Below are 16,518 nucleotides of genomic sequence, written 5' to 3'. Positions count from 1 at the left end.
TGCTTTAAAATTCAAAATTAAACCCTTTTTGAGTTAATTTCTTGTAGATTTCGTCATCAAACTTATAAAGTTTTGCAGCTCTATGCGAAACATCTTGTTCTTTTTCATCCAGTTCAAGCAGTAGTTTCATATGAAGAATTTTTCTTCTAAAATTTGATTTTTCTAAAGCAGTACCTAGAATTTCTTCGTAAAGATGCATCAACTGCAATAAAGTAAATTTTTCAGGAAGAAGATTAAAGCCAATAGGAGCATGGCGAACTCTGCTGCGAAGGTGTTGTAAACTGTAAGACAGGATTTCGTTATGATCGTAGATTAAATCAGGAATACTGTTTATTTTGTACCATTTTGCATCAGATGCGGTGAAGCCAACTTTAATATTATAATCTTCTCTTTTTACAAGAGCATAATATCCTATAGTAATAACCCGCCGAAGCGGAAAACGATCTGGATCGCTAAACACTTTTAACTGTTCCAAATAAATGTTATCAAGACCTGTAAGTTCACTTAATAAACGTTGAGCAGCAGTATCAGTGCTTTCGGTTTTATTGATCCATCCGCCTGGAAGTCCCCATTTTCCTTTACTGATTCCTTCCGCGTGTTGTACTAAAAGAACTTCTAGACTTCCTTCTTCAAAACCAAATACAACACAGTCAATTGTAATCGCTTTCATTGCATTTTGTTCACTTTTTGGAACAGAGCAGGCTTCTACGTTTTTATTCATTTGCGAAGTAAATTTTTACAAATTAAATAAATAAAAAGCACAACTCTTCTTGTTGATCATTTAATATTTTTAATGGCTTAAAAATTTGACAACCAATAATTTAAAAATAGAAAGAAAAGAAAATTAAAGCAGTAATTGTATTAGTTAGGTGGTGTATTGCTGTTTTTTGAGGAATTATCTGACTGATTGTCTTTGAAATTCTCGTACCATTTCTCAATTGACGGATATACAAAAGCGGCCACTTTTTTTACAGGATTATAAAAAATAGACTTGTCCAGAGTTTCCTTTTTAGCGAAAGTATTATTGAAATTGATTTTTTCAAATAAGGCAATAAAAATGCTTAAAATAAGAATTGATTTTAAAACCCTAAAAAAGCCTCCACCTAATTTATTTGCCCATCCTAAAAAGGCAAAATCGGCAATTCCCGTAAGGATTTTGGCTAAAAAATAAACACCTATTACAACTAAAATAAAAGTTAGTATAAAAGCTGTAATTTGAATTGTGCTTGGATTCCACGACACATGTTTGCTGATTATATCTTTAATTAAAGAAGAAAATTTAATTGCTAAATAAATTCCTAACAACAACGAAATAAAAGAGGCAACTTCTACAAAAAGCCCATTTTTAATGCCTTTGTATAAGCTAAAACCTAAAAGTGCACCAACAATAATATCAAAAAAACTCATGTTTTCTGTGGATTTAATAAAGGCGCAAATATAGATCTTTTTTTAGGTTCAAAGGAGCAAAGCTTCAAAGGGGTAAAGTTTTTAATTTTCAAAATCAATTAGTATACTTGAGATTTTGATATCGTAAAAACGGAAGTTTTCGTTTTTTGAGGTCTTTGGATTTGAAGTTCTTATCTTTGCAACTCTAATTTTAGAATTCAGATTGCTGATTTTAGATTTTTAAATCAGCAATCTAAGATCTAAGATCTAAAATCATAAATAAAATGTCAAGAGATACACAATTAAAAGAGCGCTGGGAAAAGCTCGTCGATATACTTTCAAATCAATTTTCGCAAGGTGAAGACCTAGATTTAGATGCAATTATTTATTTAATTGGAGTTCAGGAACTCGGAAAAGTTCATCGAGAGTTCAAGAAAGATGAAAAATTAAATTTGATGCACATTGCAATCTGCAGATTATTGGAGCCTTATGGGTTTTATGAATTTGATTTTTTTGATGCTGAAGGGTGGCCTCATTACAAAGTAAAAGAACAATTACCGGCTTTAAAAGCTGGCGAACAATCGGTTTTAATGAAAGAGGCAATCGTTAATTATTTTTTAGAAAGGGAAGTAATAGAATAGAAAATTTAAATTTTAGAATATAGATTTTAGATTTTAGATTGAAATTATGACAGAAGTTTAGAAAATACTTCAAACATCTCACTCTTAACATCTCACTTTTTTACTAAATTTGTATTCTCAATTATTGAAGGAAAATGATAGACAAGATAAAAGAACATATAGAGGAAGCTAAAGCCTTTAATGACAAAAATAAAGAATCCTTAGAGCAATTCCGTATTAAATATTTAGGTAGTAAAGGATTGTTGAAAGAACTTTTTACAGAGTTCAAGAACATTCCAAACGACCAGAAAAAAGATTTTGGACAGGTAATTAACACTCTAAAAGCTGTTGCTGAAGAAAAAGTTCGCGTTATTCAGGAAGAACTGGAAAGCAAACAAGAAACAAAAGGAGTTTTTGGTGATTTAACACGTGCGGCAGAGCCGGTAATTATTGGTTCTCGCCATCCGATTTCAATTGTTAAAAATCAGATTATTGATATTTTTGCTAATATTGGTTTCAATGTTTCCGAAGGTCCGGAAATAGAAGATGATTGGCATAATTTTACCGCATTGAATTTGCCAGAATATCATCCGGCACGTGATATGCAGGATACATTTTTTATCCAAACAAATCCTGATGTGTTGCTGCGTACGCATACATCATCTGTTCAGGTGCGTTATATGGAAAATCATAAACCGCCAATTCGTACGATTTCTCCAGGACGTGTTTTTCGTAATGAAGCAATTTCGTCTCGTTCGCACTGTATTTTTCACCAGGTAGAAGGATTGTACATTGACAAAGATGTTTCTTTTGCCGATTTGAAACAGACGTTACTTTATTTTACAAAAGAAATGTTTGGAAAATCTAAAATTCGTCTTCGTCCGTCATACTTTCCATTTACAGAACCAAGTGCTGAAATTGATATCTATTGGGGTTTAAAAACCGAAACGGATTATCGTATTACAAAAGGTACAGGATGGTTAGAAATTGGAGGATGTGGAATGGTTGATCCTAACGTTTTGAAAAACTGTGACATCAATCCAGATGAATATAACGGTTTTGCATTTGGAATGGGAGTAGAGCGTATTGCGATGCTTTTATACCAAATTGGTGATATCCGTATGTTTTATGAAAACGATGTTCGTTTCTTAGAGCAATTCAAAGCAAATATATAATTCTAAGTCTAAAAGTCATAAAGTCGAAAGTCATAAAGTCATAACTTTGAGGTTTTCGACTTTATGACTTTCGACTTTTAAACTTTTGACTAAAATGAAAAAAGATATAATAATCCCAATAGTTGAAAACGTGTTTCTAGCTGCCGTGCAGGAATGGAGCGATGATTTTATGGAAAAAGTATGGTATGCTTATCTTGTAAATGACAGCGATTTTAATCTAGACAGTGTAATGGTGGTTTCAAAAGCATTTGGAACAATTGATGGGGAAATGAAAAAAACTTCAATTTTGCGTCACGCTTTTGTTGAAGTTCCTGCAGTTTCTGTAGTAAAGATTGAGATGATAGAGAAAAGTCTTCTGGTTATGAACAATGAATTTATGGTAACTTTTTTCATCGGAAATACTTTGTATGATAAGAAATTTACTTTCAAATCTAATTTAATCAACGAAAATGATACTGAAGAAGTGCCAATTTTGTTTGTTGAAGGAATTATGGTGAAGTAAAGAGAATAGAAGAAAGAGGCAAGAAAAAAGACTTGCACTGAAATAAAAAAGAGTCAAACTGATTGTCCAGTCTTGACTCTTTTTTATTTATTCTATTTTTAAAAATCTTGTCTCTTGCTTCTTGCCTCTTTTAACTAAAAACTTTAATCCAGCGACTCAGTCAATTTTTTAAATACAGATTTTGCATCTTTTCCTTCGTATAAAACAGCATAAACAGCGTCTATAATAGGTGTTTTTGCTCCGTAACCTTGGTTTAGTTTGTAAGCACTTTTTGTGGCGTAATAACCTTCGGCAACCATGCTCATTTCCATCATGGCGCTTTTTACTGTGTATCCTTTTCCAATCATATTTCCGAACATTCTGTTTCTTGAAAAAATAGAATATCCTGTAACTAATAAATCGCCCAAATAAGCAGAATCATTAATGTTACGTTTCATTTTGTGAACTTTACGAATGAATTTTTTCATTTCGCGAATTCCGTTACTCATCATAACCGATTGGAAATTATCTCCATAGCCTAAACCATGTGCAATTCCGGCAGCAATTGCGTAAATGTTTTTAAGCATTGCTGCGTATTCAGTTCCGATAATGTCGTCTGAAATTTTAGCTTTAATATAATTTCCTGAAAGAGATTTTGCTACAGTAGAAGCTTTTTCGGGATCACCGCAAGCAATTGTTAGGTAAGAAAGTCTTTCTAATGCCACTTCTTCAGCATGACAAGGACCTGTAATAACTCCTATGTTGTAGTATGGAATATCGTATTGAATATGAAAATGCTCGCCAACAATTAAACTAGTTTCTGGAACGATACCTTTAATTGCTGAGAAAATAATTTTATCTGATAAAGAAACCGTCATGTTTTTTAATTCGGCATCTAAAAAAGCAGATGGGATAGCAAAAATGATGTAATCTGCATATTCGATCGCTTCATTTATATTGCTGGTTAGTTTAAGCTTGTTAGTGTCAAACTCAACCGAGCTTAGATAATTTGGGTTGTGTTTGTATTTCTGAATATGTTCGATCGCAGATTCATTACGCATATACCACGCAATTTCTGAAAGGTTTACGCACAACATTTTTGCAATTGCCGTTGCCCAGCTTCCTCCTCCAATTACTGCAAATTTTAACTTTTCACTCATTATTTTAATAATTTAAAACAAAAGTACTTAATAAAGTAGTAATAATACAAAAACTGATTTAAGAAATTTATTTGTGTGTATATAATAGCAATGGTTTTCAGCAGTTTTTCAATTAAAGTAAAAAATATTTTTTGACAAACACAATAAAAATAAAATCCTTACGTTGTAACTGTTTATAAATTAGAATTTAATGAGTTTAGCAAGAATTGAGTTAGTTAGTTTTGTTTTAGTATTTTAAAAAGGCGCTCTTAAACTAGTTAAGAACGCCTTTTTTCATTAGTTGCCAGTACTCACTTTTTAGTACTCACGGTTAATTTTTACTGATCACTTAATAACTAAGTTCAACAATAGATTTTACTTTGTCTAAAGTTATTAATTGATTTTCTCCGAGACCTTTCCAGCCTCTTTCGTCAAAGCGGTTTACTATGAAATCGGCAGTATTGCTGTAATTTTCTGTGTATTGAGATAGTTTTGTGTCCATTCCCATTGTATGGAAAAATTCCACTGTTTTATTAATTGCTTCTTTTGCCACTTCATCGTCAGATCCTGAAATATTAAAAATACGACGGCCATATTGTGCCAGTTTGCCTTTTTTAGTCTCAAACATTACCTTGTATAAACTTGGGCCAATAATAGCTAAAGTTCTTGCATGATCAATTCCGTAAAGTGCAGTTAATTCATGTCCTATCATATGAGTTGCCCAATCTTGAGGAACGCCTTTTTGAATTAATCCATTCAATGCCATAGTACAACTCCACATAAAGTTTGAAGCTAAAGCATAATCGGTTGGATTTTCAACAACTTTTGGACCTATTTCAATTAAAGTTTGTAAAATTCCCTCAGCAATTCGGTCTTGTAAAAAACCTTCATGCGGATAGGTTAGGTATTGTTCCATTACGTGCGTGTAAGCATCAACAACACCATTTTGGATTTGTCTTTTTGGTAAAGAAGCAATAACCGTTGGGTCGCAAATAGAGAATTTAGGAAACATTGCGCTCCCGCCAAAAGCAAGTTTTTCTTGAGTAGATTCGATGGTTACAACAGAACCAGAATTCATTTCGCTTCCTGTTGCAGGCAGCGTCAAAACCGTTCCAAAAGGCATTGCATTTTCTGTAATTAAGATTCTTTTTTGCAGAATATCAATCGGATTTCCTTCAAAATTTACAGCTGCCGAAATAAATTTCACACCATCAATTACTGATCCTCCACCAACGGCAAGAATAAAATTGATTTTTTCGGCTTTGATAACGTCAACTGCCTTCATTAAAGTTTCAAATCTTGGATTTGGTTCAATTCCGCCAAATTCTACAATTTCAAAACCTTTTAAGTTTGCGATTACTTGATCGTAAACACCGTTTTTGAAAATACTTCCGCCTCCATAAGCCAAAAGAATTTTAGCCTCTTTTGGAACTAGAGTTGATAGTTTTTCAATTTGTCCTTTTCCGAAAATTAAATTTGTCGGATTGTATAATTCAAAGTTTAGCATTTTTTTTTAGGGTTCTAAGATGCTAAGATTCTGAGGTTCTAAGGTTTTTTTCTTTGAACTTATCTAATCGACTTAGCATGGTTGTTTGTTTAATTTTGTTATTTATCAATTTGCTTATGGGACGTTAGCTTTTTTTAGTTCCTAAGAGAAGAACCTTAGAATCTTAGCGTCTCAGTCCCTCAGCATCTTATTTATTTAATTTTTTGCAATAATTTGCCGGCTACTAGCTTAGACGATGCTGGATTTTGACCTGTAATTAAAAGTCCGTCTTCAACAGCATATGGCTGCCAGTTTGGTCCTTTTGAAAAAATCCCTCCATTTGATGATAAAGCGTCTTCTAATAAAAAAGGAACGACTTTAGTTAAACCAACCGCTTCTTCTTCATCATTGGTAAATCCAGTTACCTTTTTGCCTTTCACGAGATATTCACCGTTGACTTTTACGTTTTTCAAAACTGCTGGTGCATGACATACAAAAGCAATAGGTTTGTTATGCGTATAAAATGATTCGATTAAGGAAATGGAATTTTTATCTTGAACTAAATCCCAAAGCGGTCCATGACCTCCAGGGTAAAAAACGGCATCATAATCTTTTTGACTAACAGCCGAAAGTTTTAAAGTGTTTTTTAGTTTTTCTTGTAAAACCTTATCAGCATCAAAACGTTTTGTGTCTTCTGTAGCTGAAGACGGATCGGCACTTTTTGGATCAATTGGTGGTTGTCCGCCAAGAGGAGAAGCAATTGTAATTTCGACTCCCTGATCTAATAACTCGTAATATGGTGCAGCAAATTCTTCTGACCAAAACCCAGTTTTTTCTCCAGTATTGCCCAGCTTATCATTACTGGTAACAACAAATAATACTTTTTTCATCCCTTTTTTATTTGATTTTTGTGCAACAGCCGAAATGTTTGTGACAGCGAATGCAATTATTGAAAGTAATGCTATTTTCTTCATAATATTAAATTTTGAACAAATTTACAGGTTAAGTGATATTAGTAAAAATAAAATAAACTATGTTTGTTATAAATAAATTTATGTCATGGTAAATCTAGAATGGTACAGAACTTTTAAGGCTGTTTATAAAAACGGCAATTTTTCGGTAGCTGCAAAGGAATTATTTATGAGTCAGCCAGCCGTTAGTCAGCAAATTTCTATGCTCGAAGCTCATGTTGGGAATAAATTATTTAATCGAAAATCAAAAGGAGTAGAGCCAACGGAATATGCTAAGTTACTGAATAATTTGATTATAGATGCGTTGGACAGGCTCGAAAGTGTCGAGGCTGGTTTTAGAACTAAAGCTGAAGATGCTAATCGATTAATTTCTGTTGGAATTTCAAAACATCTTTTTGAATGTATAGGGAATCTTTTGATTTCAAAATTTGATTTGATCGATTTTACCTTTGCCGAAAACGATGAGCTTTTTGCATTAGTCGATTCTAAAAAACTTGATTTTGCAATAACCACAAAAAGGTTTGATACTTTTGATACCACTTATGAAATTGTTGGAAAAATTAAATTAATAGTGGTTGCTCCAACAACTTTAGATATAACAGAATTTCGTCAAAGACTAAAAGCAGACAATTTTGTTGAGATAGAACAATGGTTGAATGGGCAAAAATGGTATAGCCATGATGCCCGAATTCCGCACATAAAATTATTTTGGCTCCATGCTTTTAATAAAAAAAGACCATCAATGGTGCCTAATTACATTATTCCTTCAGAATCTGAGATGCTGCGACTTCTGTCCAAAAATGAAGGAGTGGCGGTAACTTGGAATTGTAACGCGAGAAGTTTTATTAAAGAGAATAAACTGCAGTTAGTGTGGAATAGTTTTCACGTGCCAGAGGAATTTGTGTACTTATTAGCACCCAAAAACAATAATTTAAATGCGCTTTTTGAGATTATTTCTAAAGAATTAAAGTTGTTTTTTGGTAACAGATTATGATTTAAATCATTTGTTTTTGTTATTTAAAAGAATAATTTTGATTCATAAACCACTAAAATTTTCAAAAATGAAAAAGTTTGTATCAGTGTTAGTTCTTATTGCAACTGTGTTTATGAGTAATTCTTGCAGTAAGAGTGATAGCGAGGCAATTGTAGATTGCTTAGCAGAGTCAATTTTTGTTAAATTACATAATTCGACAGATGCTAATAATCCTAAGATAATGAATTATTCAGTTGGTTACAGCGGAACAGGAACTTTGGTTTCTGTAAAATGGACATTTGGCGATGGTAGTACAGCAACTGGAAAAGATGTTTCTCATACTTATGCTGCTGCAGGAACGTATGAAGCTAAGGCTGAGGTTACGGTTAAAAAAGATGGTCAAGAATGTACATCTGTTCCAAAGCGAACTGTAACGGTTAACTAGTAACTGACAAATAAAAAGAAAGCCTGAATTTTAAATTCAGGCTTTCTTACTTTTAGGTGTTTTTTTGTCATTCCGACGAAGGAGGGATCTCCGCAAGAAACTCCGTAAAGATTAATCATATACTTTGTCGATTTAGCAACGAAGATTTCTCCTTCGTCGAAATGACAATATTGTGTATAATTGTTTATTTACTTCTTATATAAATTATTGTGATCGATATATTCCCAAACTTTTGGCGGCAATAATGGCTGAATGTTTTTGCCTTCTTTGATATTGTTTCGAATAAAAGTTGAAGAGATTTCCACAATTGGCGCATCGATTACATGAATTTTTGGATGCGATTTTAGTTCTGTGTTTTCTGGTTCATCAGAGATACGCGGGTAAACATAAATATCATGGTTTTCGAGAATCACCTCGTAGTTTCTCCATTTATGAAGCGTTTTTAGATTGTCTTCACCCATAATCAAAGAAAATTCATGACTTGGATATTTTTCTTGTAAATGCGCTAACGTAACAACTGTATAATTAGGCTGCGGCAGTTTAAACTCAATATCCGAGGGCTTGATCTTCGGATAATCTTCTGTTGCAAGAAAGACCATTTGCAAACGGTGATGATCATCGAGTAAGGTTGCTTTCTTTTTTAACGGATTATGAGGAGTAACAACCATCCAAATCTGATCTAAATCTGCAAACTCAGCCATGTGATTGGCAATGATCAAATGACCAACATGAATGGGGTTATACGTTCCGAAGTAAAGTCCTATTTTCATTTTTTTTTAGAGTACTTAGTTTTTAGTACTTAGTTCTTAGTCTTTAAGATTTTTGGAAAAAGCACTTATCATTTTACTTTCTTCTTCAATTAAAAACATAATTTCATTAAATAGATTATCATCAGAGATAAATTTTAATTCCTTTGCAATAATTAATTGTGTTTCTATTTCATTTAAAGAGCCTCGGGAAATATTCAAAAAGTGATTAAAAGATTTGTCAGTTTGACGTCCAAAGCCTTCTGCGATATTCGAAGGAACAGATACACTTGCTCTTTTTAATTGACTTGCTAGCGCATATATTTCTTCTTTAGGAAAGCTTTTTGTGAGTTTATAAACTAGAAGAACTATTTTTATTCCTTTTTGCCAAATAAATAACTCTTTATAGGATTTAATACCACTCATATAAACTTTTTAATTTAACTCTTTTCAAACTAAGGACTAGCAACTAGGGACTAAAAAAATCACTTAGAAATAAATTCTTTTACCAATTGATAAGCTTCTTCTTTTGCAGTATCTAAATCGTAGTTTTTTATAATAGTGTCAAATTGAGGTGCTGTGGCTAATTCGACAGATGCTTTTGCAATTCGCATATTAATTTTATCGTCACTTTCTGTAGAACGTTGTTTTAATCTGCGTTTTAGTTCGTCGACACTAGGTGGTTTTACGAAAACGGCTAAAGTCTGTTCTGGAAATTTGTGCTTTATACGTAATCCGCCGGCAACATCAATATCAAAGATTACATTTTTTCCTAAAGCCCAAATACGTTCAATTTCCGACTTTAATGTGCCGTAAAAATTATCGCGATAAACCTCTTCCCATTCTAGGAATTCTTCGGCCTTAATGTGTTTTTTGAATTGTTCTAACGAAATAAAATAATAATCTTTTCCGTGTTCTTCTTCTCCGCGTGGTTCGCGAGAAGCTGCTGAGATCGAAAATTCTAAGTTTAAATCTTCTTTCCCTAGTAAATGTTTTACTATAGTTGTTTTTCCCGATCCTGAAGGTGCTGAAAAAACAATTAATTTTCCTTTGTTCATTATTGTTATGCTTTAAGCTTTAGGCTTTAGGCCTTAGGCTTTAATTTGATTTCGTTTTTAGCTTATTGCCTATAGCTTAAAGCTTACAGCGTTTTTACAAAACATTCAAAACCTGTTCTTTAATCTTTTCTAATTCATCTTTCATCATCACAACCAATTTCTGCATTTGAGCATGATTTGATTTTGAACCCATAGTGTTGATTTCACGACCCATTTCTTGAGTAATAAAGCCTAATTTTCGACCGTTTGCTTCATTTCCATTTAAAGTTTCTAAGAAATAGTCTAAATGGTTCGTTAAACGCACTTTTTCTTCGGTTATATCCAACTTTTCTAAGTAGTAGATTAATTCCTGCTCAAAACGATTTTCGTCAACATTAACTTGTAATTCTGAGATTGCAGTTTGTAAACGATCTTTAATGGCTTGAACACGTTCTGGATCTAATGCCAAAGCGTCGTTCATATATTGACGAATATTACCAATTCTTAAGTTGAATTCTTTTTCTAGAGATTCTCCTTCGTCTTTTCTGAAACCTAGAATGTTTTGAAGTGCTTCGTCAATAATAACTTGAATTTGTTCCCAGTCGTTTTCGTCGATTTCTTCGCGTTCAGTTTTTAATGTGTCAGGCATACGAACAGCCATTTTCATTAATTCAGTTTCATCTGCGTCTGGATAAACCTCTTTTAATTGGGCAATGTAGTTTTTTACGACAGGTACATTTACTTTTGTTGAAGTTTGTTCAGAAGTGCTTTCGATATAAATTCCGAAATCAATTTTTCCTCTTTCCAGTTTTGCAGCGATTTGAGTTCTTAAACCTAGTTCCATTTCGCGATAAAGCGACGGCATTCTTACGTTTAAATCTAAACCTTTGCTATTTAAGGACTTTACTTCAACGGTAATTTTTTTTGTAGGCAATTGCAAAGAAGCTTTGCCAAACCCTGTCATAGATTGTATCATATAATTGAGTATAAAGGCGCAAAGATAACTAAAAGTTTGTAGTCTTGCGCTGTAATTCAATAATCTGTGTAATTGTAAAATCGAGGAAAAAATCCTAACTCAAAACTTTTATAACTTCTGCAATGTTTTTTTGGCTGTTGCCGATGTAAATTTTTCCGTCAATAATAAAAACGGGACGACTTAAGAAAGTGTAGTGTTCTAAAATGTACTTTTTAAAATCAGCTTCAGTCAAAGATTTGTTTTTTAAATCCATTGACTTGTACAATTGTGCTTTTTTACTGAATAGTGCTTCATAGCTTCCAGAAAGTTTATACATTTCATCGAGTTCTGTTTCCGTAATCGGGTTTTGTCGGATGTCTTGAAAAACTAAATTATGATTTTCAGGTAAACTTTTAATGATTTTTCGACAAGTGTCGCAAGATGCTAAATAGTATATTTTGTTCATTTTTTTACAAATTTGTTAGACTGCAAAGAAAAATCATTTAAAACTTAAAAATGACTAATTTTATAAAAAAAATACATATTTATGAAATCAGTTTTTAATGTACAGACTACTATTAGAGAAGTTATTTTGAAGATTTTAGATAATTATTCATTAGAACAATTAAATAAAATTCCAGAAGGATTTAGTAATAATTTAATTTGGAATGCGGGTCACTGTATATCTGTTCAGCAGGCCTTGGTTTATAAATTGTCAGGTTTGCCAGCAAATGTTTCTGAAGAATTTATGGCAAAGTATAAAAAAGGAACCAAGCCGGAAGGTGATGTTTCGCAAGAAGAGGTTGGTGAGATTAAAAGGCTTCTTTTGTCCACTTTAAAGCAAGTAGAAAGTGATTTTGAGAAAGGTATTTTTGTTAACTATATGGAGTATAGTACAAGTATAGGTTATACTTTAAAGAATATTGAAGGAGCTTTAGATTTTAATAATTATCATGAAGGACTTCACACTGGAGTTATGATGAGTATTAAAAAGTTTGTATAAAAAAATCCCGCTAGAGCGGGATTTTTTTTTTATTCTATTATTGTCTCGATTGTAACTTTCATCGCACCGGCACCTTTATTTTTGGTGATTTCCATAAAGGCTCTTTTTGAAAGGTCGATTTCACGGGTTTTTACAAATGGACCGCGATCTGTGATTTTTACAATTACAAATTTTCCGTTGGCTTCATTAGTTACTTTAACTCTTGTTCCAAAAGGAAGTTTTTTATGAGCAGCGGTATATTTACTGTTGCTGAATCTGCTTCCGTCAGCTGTTTTTCTACCGTTAAAACGATCTGCATAGTAGGATGCGTGAGCTGTTTTTTTGTATAATTTTAGTTTTAAGCCTTTGTCTGTAAAAACAGAGTCAGTTGGCATGGCAATTATGCTCGGTCTATTGTTTTTTACAGTGTCTTGAGTTGATTTTTGTTCAATTACTGGTTTTGTTTGGCTTATAATGTAGGTAAAGCAACTTAAAAAAGTTAATGCAAATGTGGTAAGTATGATATTCTTTTTACTCATGATTTATTTTTTTTCAGACTTGGGGGAGTTTGTACAAATAATATGCCGAGATAAAAAAAGCCCTATTTTTCTAGGGCTTTAATTGGTGTTTTTAGAACCAAAGGTTCCATGGAATTCTACTTAAAATAAGTAATAATCCTAATCCGTAAAATATAGCAAATGTTTTAAATTTTGCTTCGCTGTTGATTAGCTTTTTATGTTTTGACCATCCAATAGTAATTAAAACGATGGCGATAATATTGATCAGCGGGTGTTCTAAAGAAGTTAATCTAAGTTCAGTATTAGACATTTGTCCAAAAGCTGCTTTTCCTAACGGAGACACAAAATAAAGGATTAAACCAATCAACAATTGTGTATGAGTTCCAATTAAAGCAAATAAAGAAATCTTGCGATCTTTTGCTGTAAACTCTTTTTTAGAAGAGAAGCCGATAATAGCATTTATTACTGCAATTGCTAAAAGCAAAAGTGCTAAATAGGCCCAACCTGAGTGAAATTTTTGTAAAAAATGGTACATAAATTAAATTTTTATTGAAACAAATATAACAAAAATGGGCAATAAAAAACGGCATTAAACTTAAAAGTCAATGCCGTTTTTTCTTATTTAGTTTGGTTCTTTATTAGAAATTGTAGCGTAAGCTAAAGTTCCAAGTTCTTCCTAAACCAAAGTATCCTGTGTTTGCAACGTTAATTCCTTTGTAGTTGTTTGAAGTTGGTGTTACAGCTGTAGCTGTAGTCAATTCAGATAAATAAACTTCATCAAATACATTGTTAACATTTACTCTGAATCCGATAGAATCATGTTTTCCTTTTCCAATAAACAATTTGTATGAGATACCTGAGTCAACTAAATCGTAGCTTGGTAATTCTAAGTTGTTTTTTACAGCACCAACATTTGAGTATAATTTGTCATAATATCTCCAGTCAGCATCGATAGAAAGGTTTTTAACGAATTCATATCTGAAACCTAAGCCGTAAGTTACTTGAGCACCATCTCCAACTTTTCCACCGTCAACATCTTGTTGAACTTTGTCTAAAGTAGATAAGCTTTCGTCTCTAGTTGTAGTTACTGTATTACCTTTATATTGCCAGTCTCCAACAGATAAGAATCCTGTTAAGTTAAGATTGTGAGTTGGTTTTGCAACGAAATCTAACTCTACACCAGTGTGAACCTGCTCAACACCTTCGTTAGTTTTGTAAATTAAATCACCTAATTGTAAAGATGGATATTTAGCAACATCAGCAGCTGTAGCAGTAGTAGATGTAGTTGTAACTCTGTCTTTCCAAGAAGTTCTGTAAGCATTAACACTTGCAGTTACTATTTTTGAAGCGAAAGTATATCCAGCTTCAAGACCAAATATTTTTTCGTTTTTAGTTAATGGGTTTACCGCATTTGTAAAGTTCAAATAGATGTTATCGTGGTATGGTTGACGGCTGTAGTAACCAGCATTTGCATAAATTGTATGTTGTTCAGCAATTTTGTAGCTAGTTCCTCCTTTTACGTTGTATCCTACGTTGTCAACTTTTTTAGAATCTTGGTATTGTGGTAAGTAATCGAATCTATCAACTCTACTGTGAGATTGGTTTGAAAGCGATCCTTGGAAGAATGCAGAAAAGTTATCTTTTGAATATTCTAACTGACTAAATACACCACCGTAAGAAATAGTTTCTCCGTAATCGTAATCAATTCTTTGATCTTCTGCAATTGTGTTGAAAGTTGCAGGCCAAGGCAATGCTCTTCCAGATTCTGTAACATAGTTACTTTTCATAGTACCGCTTGGGTTACTATTACCATCTTTAAGGTTTCTTGTGTCAGTCCAGCTTGACAATCCCATGAAGTCAGAAACTTGTCTGAAGTGAGTTCCTTTGTAAGTTCTTAAGTCAAGACCAACATTTAAAGCTAAATTATCAGTAAGTTGGTTTTTTAAGTTAGATACTAAACCGTACCAAGCGTGGTTATTAACACTAGCTCTAATTACGTAAGCACCATTTGTACTTCTACCGTCAGCATTTCCTTTACCGTTAATAATAGCTTGATTGCTTGCAAAGATACCATCAAAATTTATTTGACCTCCTGCAGCAGTAGCTGGTTTAGTACCGTAGCTTCCAGTTCCTCCACCTCTTCCCCAAGATCCGTATAATACGGTAGAAAGCTGTGTTTTGTCACTAATATCATAATCCCAGTTTATGTTAGCAACTGGTTTGTGGTAATAGTTTGTTCTTTCAGATTTGTATTCTCCGTTTTGAGTACCCCAGTTATTGTTGTACTTTCTTCCGTATTTTAAATAGCTGTCAATAGACTTTGTAAAGTTTTGATCGTGCCATTGTGGAGCACCAGTTAACAAGAAGTTAAAACTGTGTTTGTCATTAGCTTTATATCCAACAGAAATAAAGTAAGTTTGTCCTTCACCTTTTGTTCCGTCATTGTATCCATCACCTTGCCAGTGAGATAACATTACACTTGTTCCCCATCCGCTTTTGCTCATACCTGTGTTGTAAGCAGCAGTAGTTTTGAAGTAATTATCGTTTGCAACTCCTAAAGAAACAAAACCACCTTCATTTTTTTCAGTAGCTTTTGTAATAAAGTTTACAGTACCTCCTACAGAAGAGATTGCTAATTTTGAAGATCCTAAACCTCTTTGGATTTGTACAGCATTTGCGATATCAGATAAACCAGACCAGTTAGACCAGTATACTTTACCATCTTCCATACCGTTGATTGGTTGACCGTTTAATAAGAAAGCGGTGTTATCTTGAGCAAATCCACGAACACTGATTCTTGAATCTCCGTAACCTCCAGATTGACCAGCAACATAAACAGATGGAGTGTTTACCATTGTTTGTGTAATGTCTGCAGTACCTATTTTCGCTTGAATTTCAGCAGCTTTAATAGTAGAAACTGCAATAGGAGTTTTTCTGTCTTTAGCTAAATCGATAATTCCTTTACCCATTACTACAATTTCTTCTAATTGATTAGAATCAGATTCTAAAACAATTTTTCCTAAGTTTGTTGTAGCTCCTTTAGAAACTGTGAATTTTACTGTTAAGTTGTTGTAACCTAAGTAAGTGATGTATAATTCTCCAGCAGCTGTAGGTGAATCAATAGTAAATTTTCCATCAAAATCAGTAGATGTTGATGTTGTAGAACCTTTGATAACTACATTAGCTCCTGGTAATGAAACTATACCATCAGTAATAGTACCAGTAATTTTTCCCTGAGAGAATACAGTTGAAACTACCATAAAAAATAGTCCTGTAAGTAACCAATTTTTCATTTTCTTCATTTGTTGTTTTTGTTATTTGTTTTTGGCAAAATTATAACAATTAAATCAGATAGTGTTATCAAAATGTTAAGAAAAGTAAGTTTTATAAAATTTGTTGCGCATTAAAATGATTTTTTCTTTTTTGTTTGCATAAAACAACGTTTTTTTGATTTTACACACTTGTTTTTTGTTAAAATCGTAAGAATGTGCTCGGTCATGTAGTGTTAAACTTGCAAATTTTTACGACAAACTGCCGTTTTACTGGTTGTTTATGCGAAAAAACGCCTTAAATTTTGTTAATTTAAGGCGTTTCAGGAGGTTAT

At 32.8% G+C, this 16,518-nt stretch carries 19 protein-coding genes; 6 read left to right on the top strand and 13 right to left on the bottom strand.

Features of this window, described 5'->3' with window-relative positions:
• Positions 1–4: 4 nt before the first annotated feature.
• Together B0A75_RS05710 and B0A75_RS05705 are read right to left on the bottom strand one after the other, a co-directional pair.
• Positions 5–721, bottom strand: a complete 717-nt coding sequence (locus B0A75_RS05710) for an NUDIX hydrolase (RefSeq protein ID WP_089053335.1) — start codon at positions 719–721, stop codon at positions 5–7.
• Between the two features lie 140 nt (positions 722–861).
• Positions 862–1,407: a CvpA family protein gene (locus B0A75_RS05705; RefSeq protein WP_089053334.1), complete on the bottom strand. Its 546-nt coding sequence runs from the start codon at positions 1,405–1,407 to the stop codon at positions 862–864.
• 263 nt (positions 1,408–1,670) lie between these two features.
• On the opposite strand from B0A75_RS05705, the gene B0A75_RS05700 reads away from it, so the two are divergent.
• The 3 genes from B0A75_RS05700 to B0A75_RS05690 all read left to right on the top strand — a co-directional run bounded on the left by B0A75_RS05700 (position 1,671) and on the right by B0A75_RS05690 (position 3,683).
• Positions 1,671–2,027, top strand: a complete 357-nt coding sequence (locus B0A75_RS05700) for a hypothetical protein (protein ID WP_089053333.1) — start codon at positions 1,671–1,673, stop codon at positions 2,025–2,027.
• Positions 2,028–2,161: 134 nt separating this feature from the next.
• Positions 2,162–3,181 (top strand): phenylalanine--tRNA ligase subunit alpha, encoded by a 1,020-nt coding sequence (locus B0A75_RS05695; protein ID WP_089053332.1) that lies wholly within the window; start codon positions 2,162–2,164, stop codon positions 3,179–3,181.
• Positions 3,182–3,275: 94 nt separating this feature from the next.
• The gene (locus B0A75_RS05690; protein ID WP_089053331.1) at positions 3,276–3,683 is read left to right on the top strand and encodes a hypothetical protein; all 408 of its coding nucleotides are present in this window, start codon (positions 3,276–3,278) and stop codon (positions 3,681–3,683) included.
• A gap of 143 nt (positions 3,684–3,826) precedes the next feature.
• Here B0A75_RS05690 and B0A75_RS05685 read toward each other — a convergent pair whose 3' ends face one another.
• The 3 genes from B0A75_RS05685 to B0A75_RS05675 all read right to left on the bottom strand — a co-directional run bounded on the left by B0A75_RS05685 (position 3,827) and on the right by B0A75_RS05675 (position 7,261).
• Complete coding sequence (locus B0A75_RS05685; RefSeq protein WP_089053330.1) at positions 3,827–4,822, bottom strand: NAD(P)H-dependent glycerol-3-phosphate dehydrogenase; 996 nt, start codon at positions 4,820–4,822, stop codon at positions 3,827–3,829.
• Positions 4,823–5,150: 328 nt separating this feature from the next.
• Entirely contained in the window at positions 5,151–6,308 is a 1,158-nt protein-coding gene (locus B0A75_RS05680) for an iron-containing alcohol dehydrogenase (RefSeq protein ID WP_089053329.1), read from the bottom strand.
• A 191-nt stretch (positions 6,309–6,499) separates the two neighbouring features.
• On the bottom strand, positions 6,500–7,261 hold the full coding sequence (locus B0A75_RS05675) for a type 1 glutamine amidotransferase domain-containing protein (RefSeq protein WP_165765094.1): 762 nt from the start codon (positions 7,259–7,261) through the stop codon (positions 6,500–6,502).
• An 85-nt stretch (positions 7,262–7,346) separates the two neighbouring features.
• On the opposite strand from B0A75_RS05675, the gene B0A75_RS05670 reads away from it, so the two are divergent.
• The gene (locus tag B0A75_RS05670) at positions 7,347–8,252 is read left to right on the top strand and encodes a LysR family transcriptional regulator (protein ID WP_089053328.1); all 906 of its coding nucleotides are present in this window, start codon (positions 7,347–7,349) and stop codon (positions 8,250–8,252) included.
• Between the two features lie 67 nt (positions 8,253–8,319).
• Positions 8,320–8,676, top strand: coding sequence for a PKD domain-containing protein (locus B0A75_RS05665; protein ID WP_089053787.1), 357 nt, complete (start codon positions 8,320–8,322; stop codon positions 8,674–8,676).
• Positions 8,677–8,864: 188 nt separating this feature from the next.
• On the opposite strand, the gene nadD is transcribed toward B0A75_RS05665, so the two are convergent.
• The 5 genes from nadD to B0A75_RS05640 all read right to left on the bottom strand — a co-directional run bounded on the left by nadD (position 8,865) and on the right by B0A75_RS05640 (position 11,880).
• Entirely contained in the window at positions 8,865–9,446 is a 582-nt protein-coding gene (gene nadD, locus B0A75_RS05660) for a nicotinate (nicotinamide) nucleotide adenylyltransferase (protein WP_089053327.1), read from the bottom strand.
• A gap of 36 nt (positions 9,447–9,482) precedes the next feature.
• A complete protein-coding gene (locus B0A75_RS05655) occupies positions 9,483–9,848 on the bottom strand; it encodes a four helix bundle protein (protein WP_089053326.1) in 366 nt (121 codons plus the stop codon).
• A gap of 59 nt (positions 9,849–9,907) precedes the next feature.
• Positions 9,908–10,480: a guanylate kinase gene (gene gmk, locus B0A75_RS05650; RefSeq protein ID WP_089053325.1), complete on the bottom strand. Its 573-nt coding sequence runs from the start codon at positions 10,478–10,480 to the stop codon at positions 9,908–9,910.
• Positions 10,481–10,574: 94 nt separating this feature from the next.
• On the bottom strand, positions 10,575–11,435 hold the full coding sequence (locus tag B0A75_RS05645) for a YicC/YloC family endoribonuclease (RefSeq protein WP_089053324.1): 861 nt from the start codon (positions 11,433–11,435) through the stop codon (positions 10,575–10,577).
• A gap of 94 nt (positions 11,436–11,529) precedes the next feature.
• The gene (locus B0A75_RS05640) at positions 11,530–11,880 is read right to left on the bottom strand and encodes an arsenate reductase family protein (protein WP_089053323.1); all 351 of its coding nucleotides are present in this window, start codon (positions 11,878–11,880) and stop codon (positions 11,530–11,532) included.
• 81 nt (positions 11,881–11,961) lie between these two features.
• On the opposite strand from B0A75_RS05640, the gene B0A75_RS05635 reads away from it, so the two are divergent.
• Complete coding sequence (locus B0A75_RS05635) at positions 11,962–12,417, top strand: DinB family protein (RefSeq protein WP_089053322.1); 456 nt, start codon at positions 11,962–11,964, stop codon at positions 12,415–12,417.
• 29 nt (positions 12,418–12,446) lie between these two features.
• Here the strand turns inward: B0A75_RS05635 and B0A75_RS05630 are convergent, their stop codons facing one another.
• The 3 genes from B0A75_RS05630 to B0A75_RS05620 form a co-directional block, all read right to left on the bottom strand.
• A complete protein-coding gene (locus B0A75_RS05630) occupies positions 12,447–12,935 on the bottom strand; it encodes a septal ring lytic transglycosylase RlpA family protein (RefSeq protein ID WP_089053321.1) in 489 nt (162 codons plus the stop codon).
• Positions 12,936–13,026: 91 nt separating this feature from the next.
• Complete coding sequence (locus tag B0A75_RS05625) at positions 13,027–13,449, bottom strand: hypothetical protein (RefSeq protein WP_089053320.1); 423 nt, start codon at positions 13,447–13,449, stop codon at positions 13,027–13,029.
• 103 nt (positions 13,450–13,552) lie between these two features.
• The gene (locus B0A75_RS05620; RefSeq protein ID WP_317044184.1) at positions 13,553–16,207 is read right to left on the bottom strand and encodes a TonB-dependent receptor; all 2,655 of its coding nucleotides are present in this window, start codon (positions 16,205–16,207) and stop codon (positions 13,553–13,555) included.
• Positions 16,208–16,518: the final 311 nt, after the last annotated feature.

It is taken from the genome of Flavobacterium oncorhynchi (genome assembly GCF_002217355.1).
In the GTDB taxonomy this organism is placed as follows: domain Bacteria; phylum Bacteroidota; class Bacteroidia; order Flavobacteriales; family Flavobacteriaceae; genus Flavobacterium; species Flavobacterium oncorhynchi.
This window is presented reverse-complemented; position numbering and strand designations above follow the sequence as displayed.

What these genes read in the sequence shown, in the direction of transcription:
- B0A75_RS05655 (WP_089053326.1), bottom strand. Translation starts at nt 9,848, where the DNA reads ATGAGTGGTATTAAATCCTATAAAGAGTTATTTATTTGGCAAAAAGGA.
- B0A75_RS05645 (WP_089053324.1), bottom strand. Translation starts at nt 11,435, where the DNA reads ATGATACAATCTATGACAGGGTTTGGCAAAGCTTCTTTGCAATTGCCT.
- B0A75_RS05710 (WP_089053335.1), bottom strand. Translation starts at nt 721, where the DNA reads ATGAATAAAAACGTAGAAGCCTGCTCTGTTCCAAAAAGTGAACAAAAT.
- B0A75_RS05635 (WP_089053322.1), top strand. Translation starts at nt 11,962, where the DNA reads ATGAAATCAGTTTTTAATGTACAGACTACTATTAGAGAAGTTATTTTG.
- B0A75_RS05665 (WP_089053787.1), top strand. Translation starts at nt 8,320, where the DNA reads ATGAAAAAGTTTGTATCAGTGTTAGTTCTTATTGCAACTGTGTTTATG.
- B0A75_RS05705 (WP_089053334.1), bottom strand. Translation starts at nt 1,407, where the DNA reads ATGAGTTTTTTTGATATTATTGTTGGTGCACTTTTAGGTTTTAGCTTA.
- B0A75_RS05685 (WP_089053330.1), bottom strand. Translation starts at nt 4,822, where the DNA reads ATGAGTGAAAAGTTAAAATTTGCAGTAATTGGAGGAGGAAGCTGGGCA.
- B0A75_RS05700 (WP_089053333.1), top strand. Translation starts at nt 1,671, where the DNA reads ATGTCAAGAGATACACAATTAAAAGAGCGCTGGGAAAAGCTCGTCGAT.
- B0A75_RS05695 (WP_089053332.1), top strand. Translation starts at nt 2,162, where the DNA reads ATGATAGACAAGATAAAAGAACATATAGAGGAAGCTAAAGCCTTTAAT.
- B0A75_RS05625 (WP_089053320.1), bottom strand. Translation starts at nt 13,449, where the DNA reads ATGTACCATTTTTTACAAAAATTTCACTCAGGTTGGGCCTATTTAGCA.
- gmk (WP_089053325.1), bottom strand. Translation starts at nt 10,480, where the DNA reads ATGAACAAAGGAAAATTAATTGTTTTTTCAGCACCTTCAGGATCGGGA.
- B0A75_RS05690 (WP_089053331.1), top strand. Translation starts at nt 3,276, where the DNA reads ATGAAAAAAGATATAATAATCCCAATAGTTGAAAACGTGTTTCTAGCT.
- B0A75_RS05670 (WP_089053328.1), top strand. Translation starts at nt 7,347, where the DNA reads ATGGTAAATCTAGAATGGTACAGAACTTTTAAGGCTGTTTATAAAAAC.
- B0A75_RS05640 (WP_089053323.1), bottom strand. Translation starts at nt 11,880, where the DNA reads ATGAACAAAATATACTATTTAGCATCTTGCGACACTTGTCGAAAAATC.
- B0A75_RS05680 (WP_089053329.1), bottom strand. Translation starts at nt 6,308, where the DNA reads ATGCTAAACTTTGAATTATACAATCCGACAAATTTAATTTTCGGAAAA.
- nadD (WP_089053327.1), bottom strand. Translation starts at nt 9,446, where the DNA reads ATGAAAATAGGACTTTACTTCGGAACGTATAACCCCATTCATGTTGGT.
- B0A75_RS05620 (WP_317044184.1), bottom strand. Translation starts at nt 16,207, where the DNA reads ATGAAAAATTGGTTACTTACAGGACTATTTTTTATGGTAGTTTCAACT.
- B0A75_RS05630 (WP_089053321.1), bottom strand. Translation starts at nt 12,935, where the DNA reads ATGAGTAAAAAGAATATCATACTTACCACATTTGCATTAACTTTTTTA.
- B0A75_RS05675 (WP_165765094.1), bottom strand. Translation starts at nt 7,261, where the DNA reads ATGAAGAAAATAGCATTACTTTCAATAATTGCATTCGCTGTCACAAAC.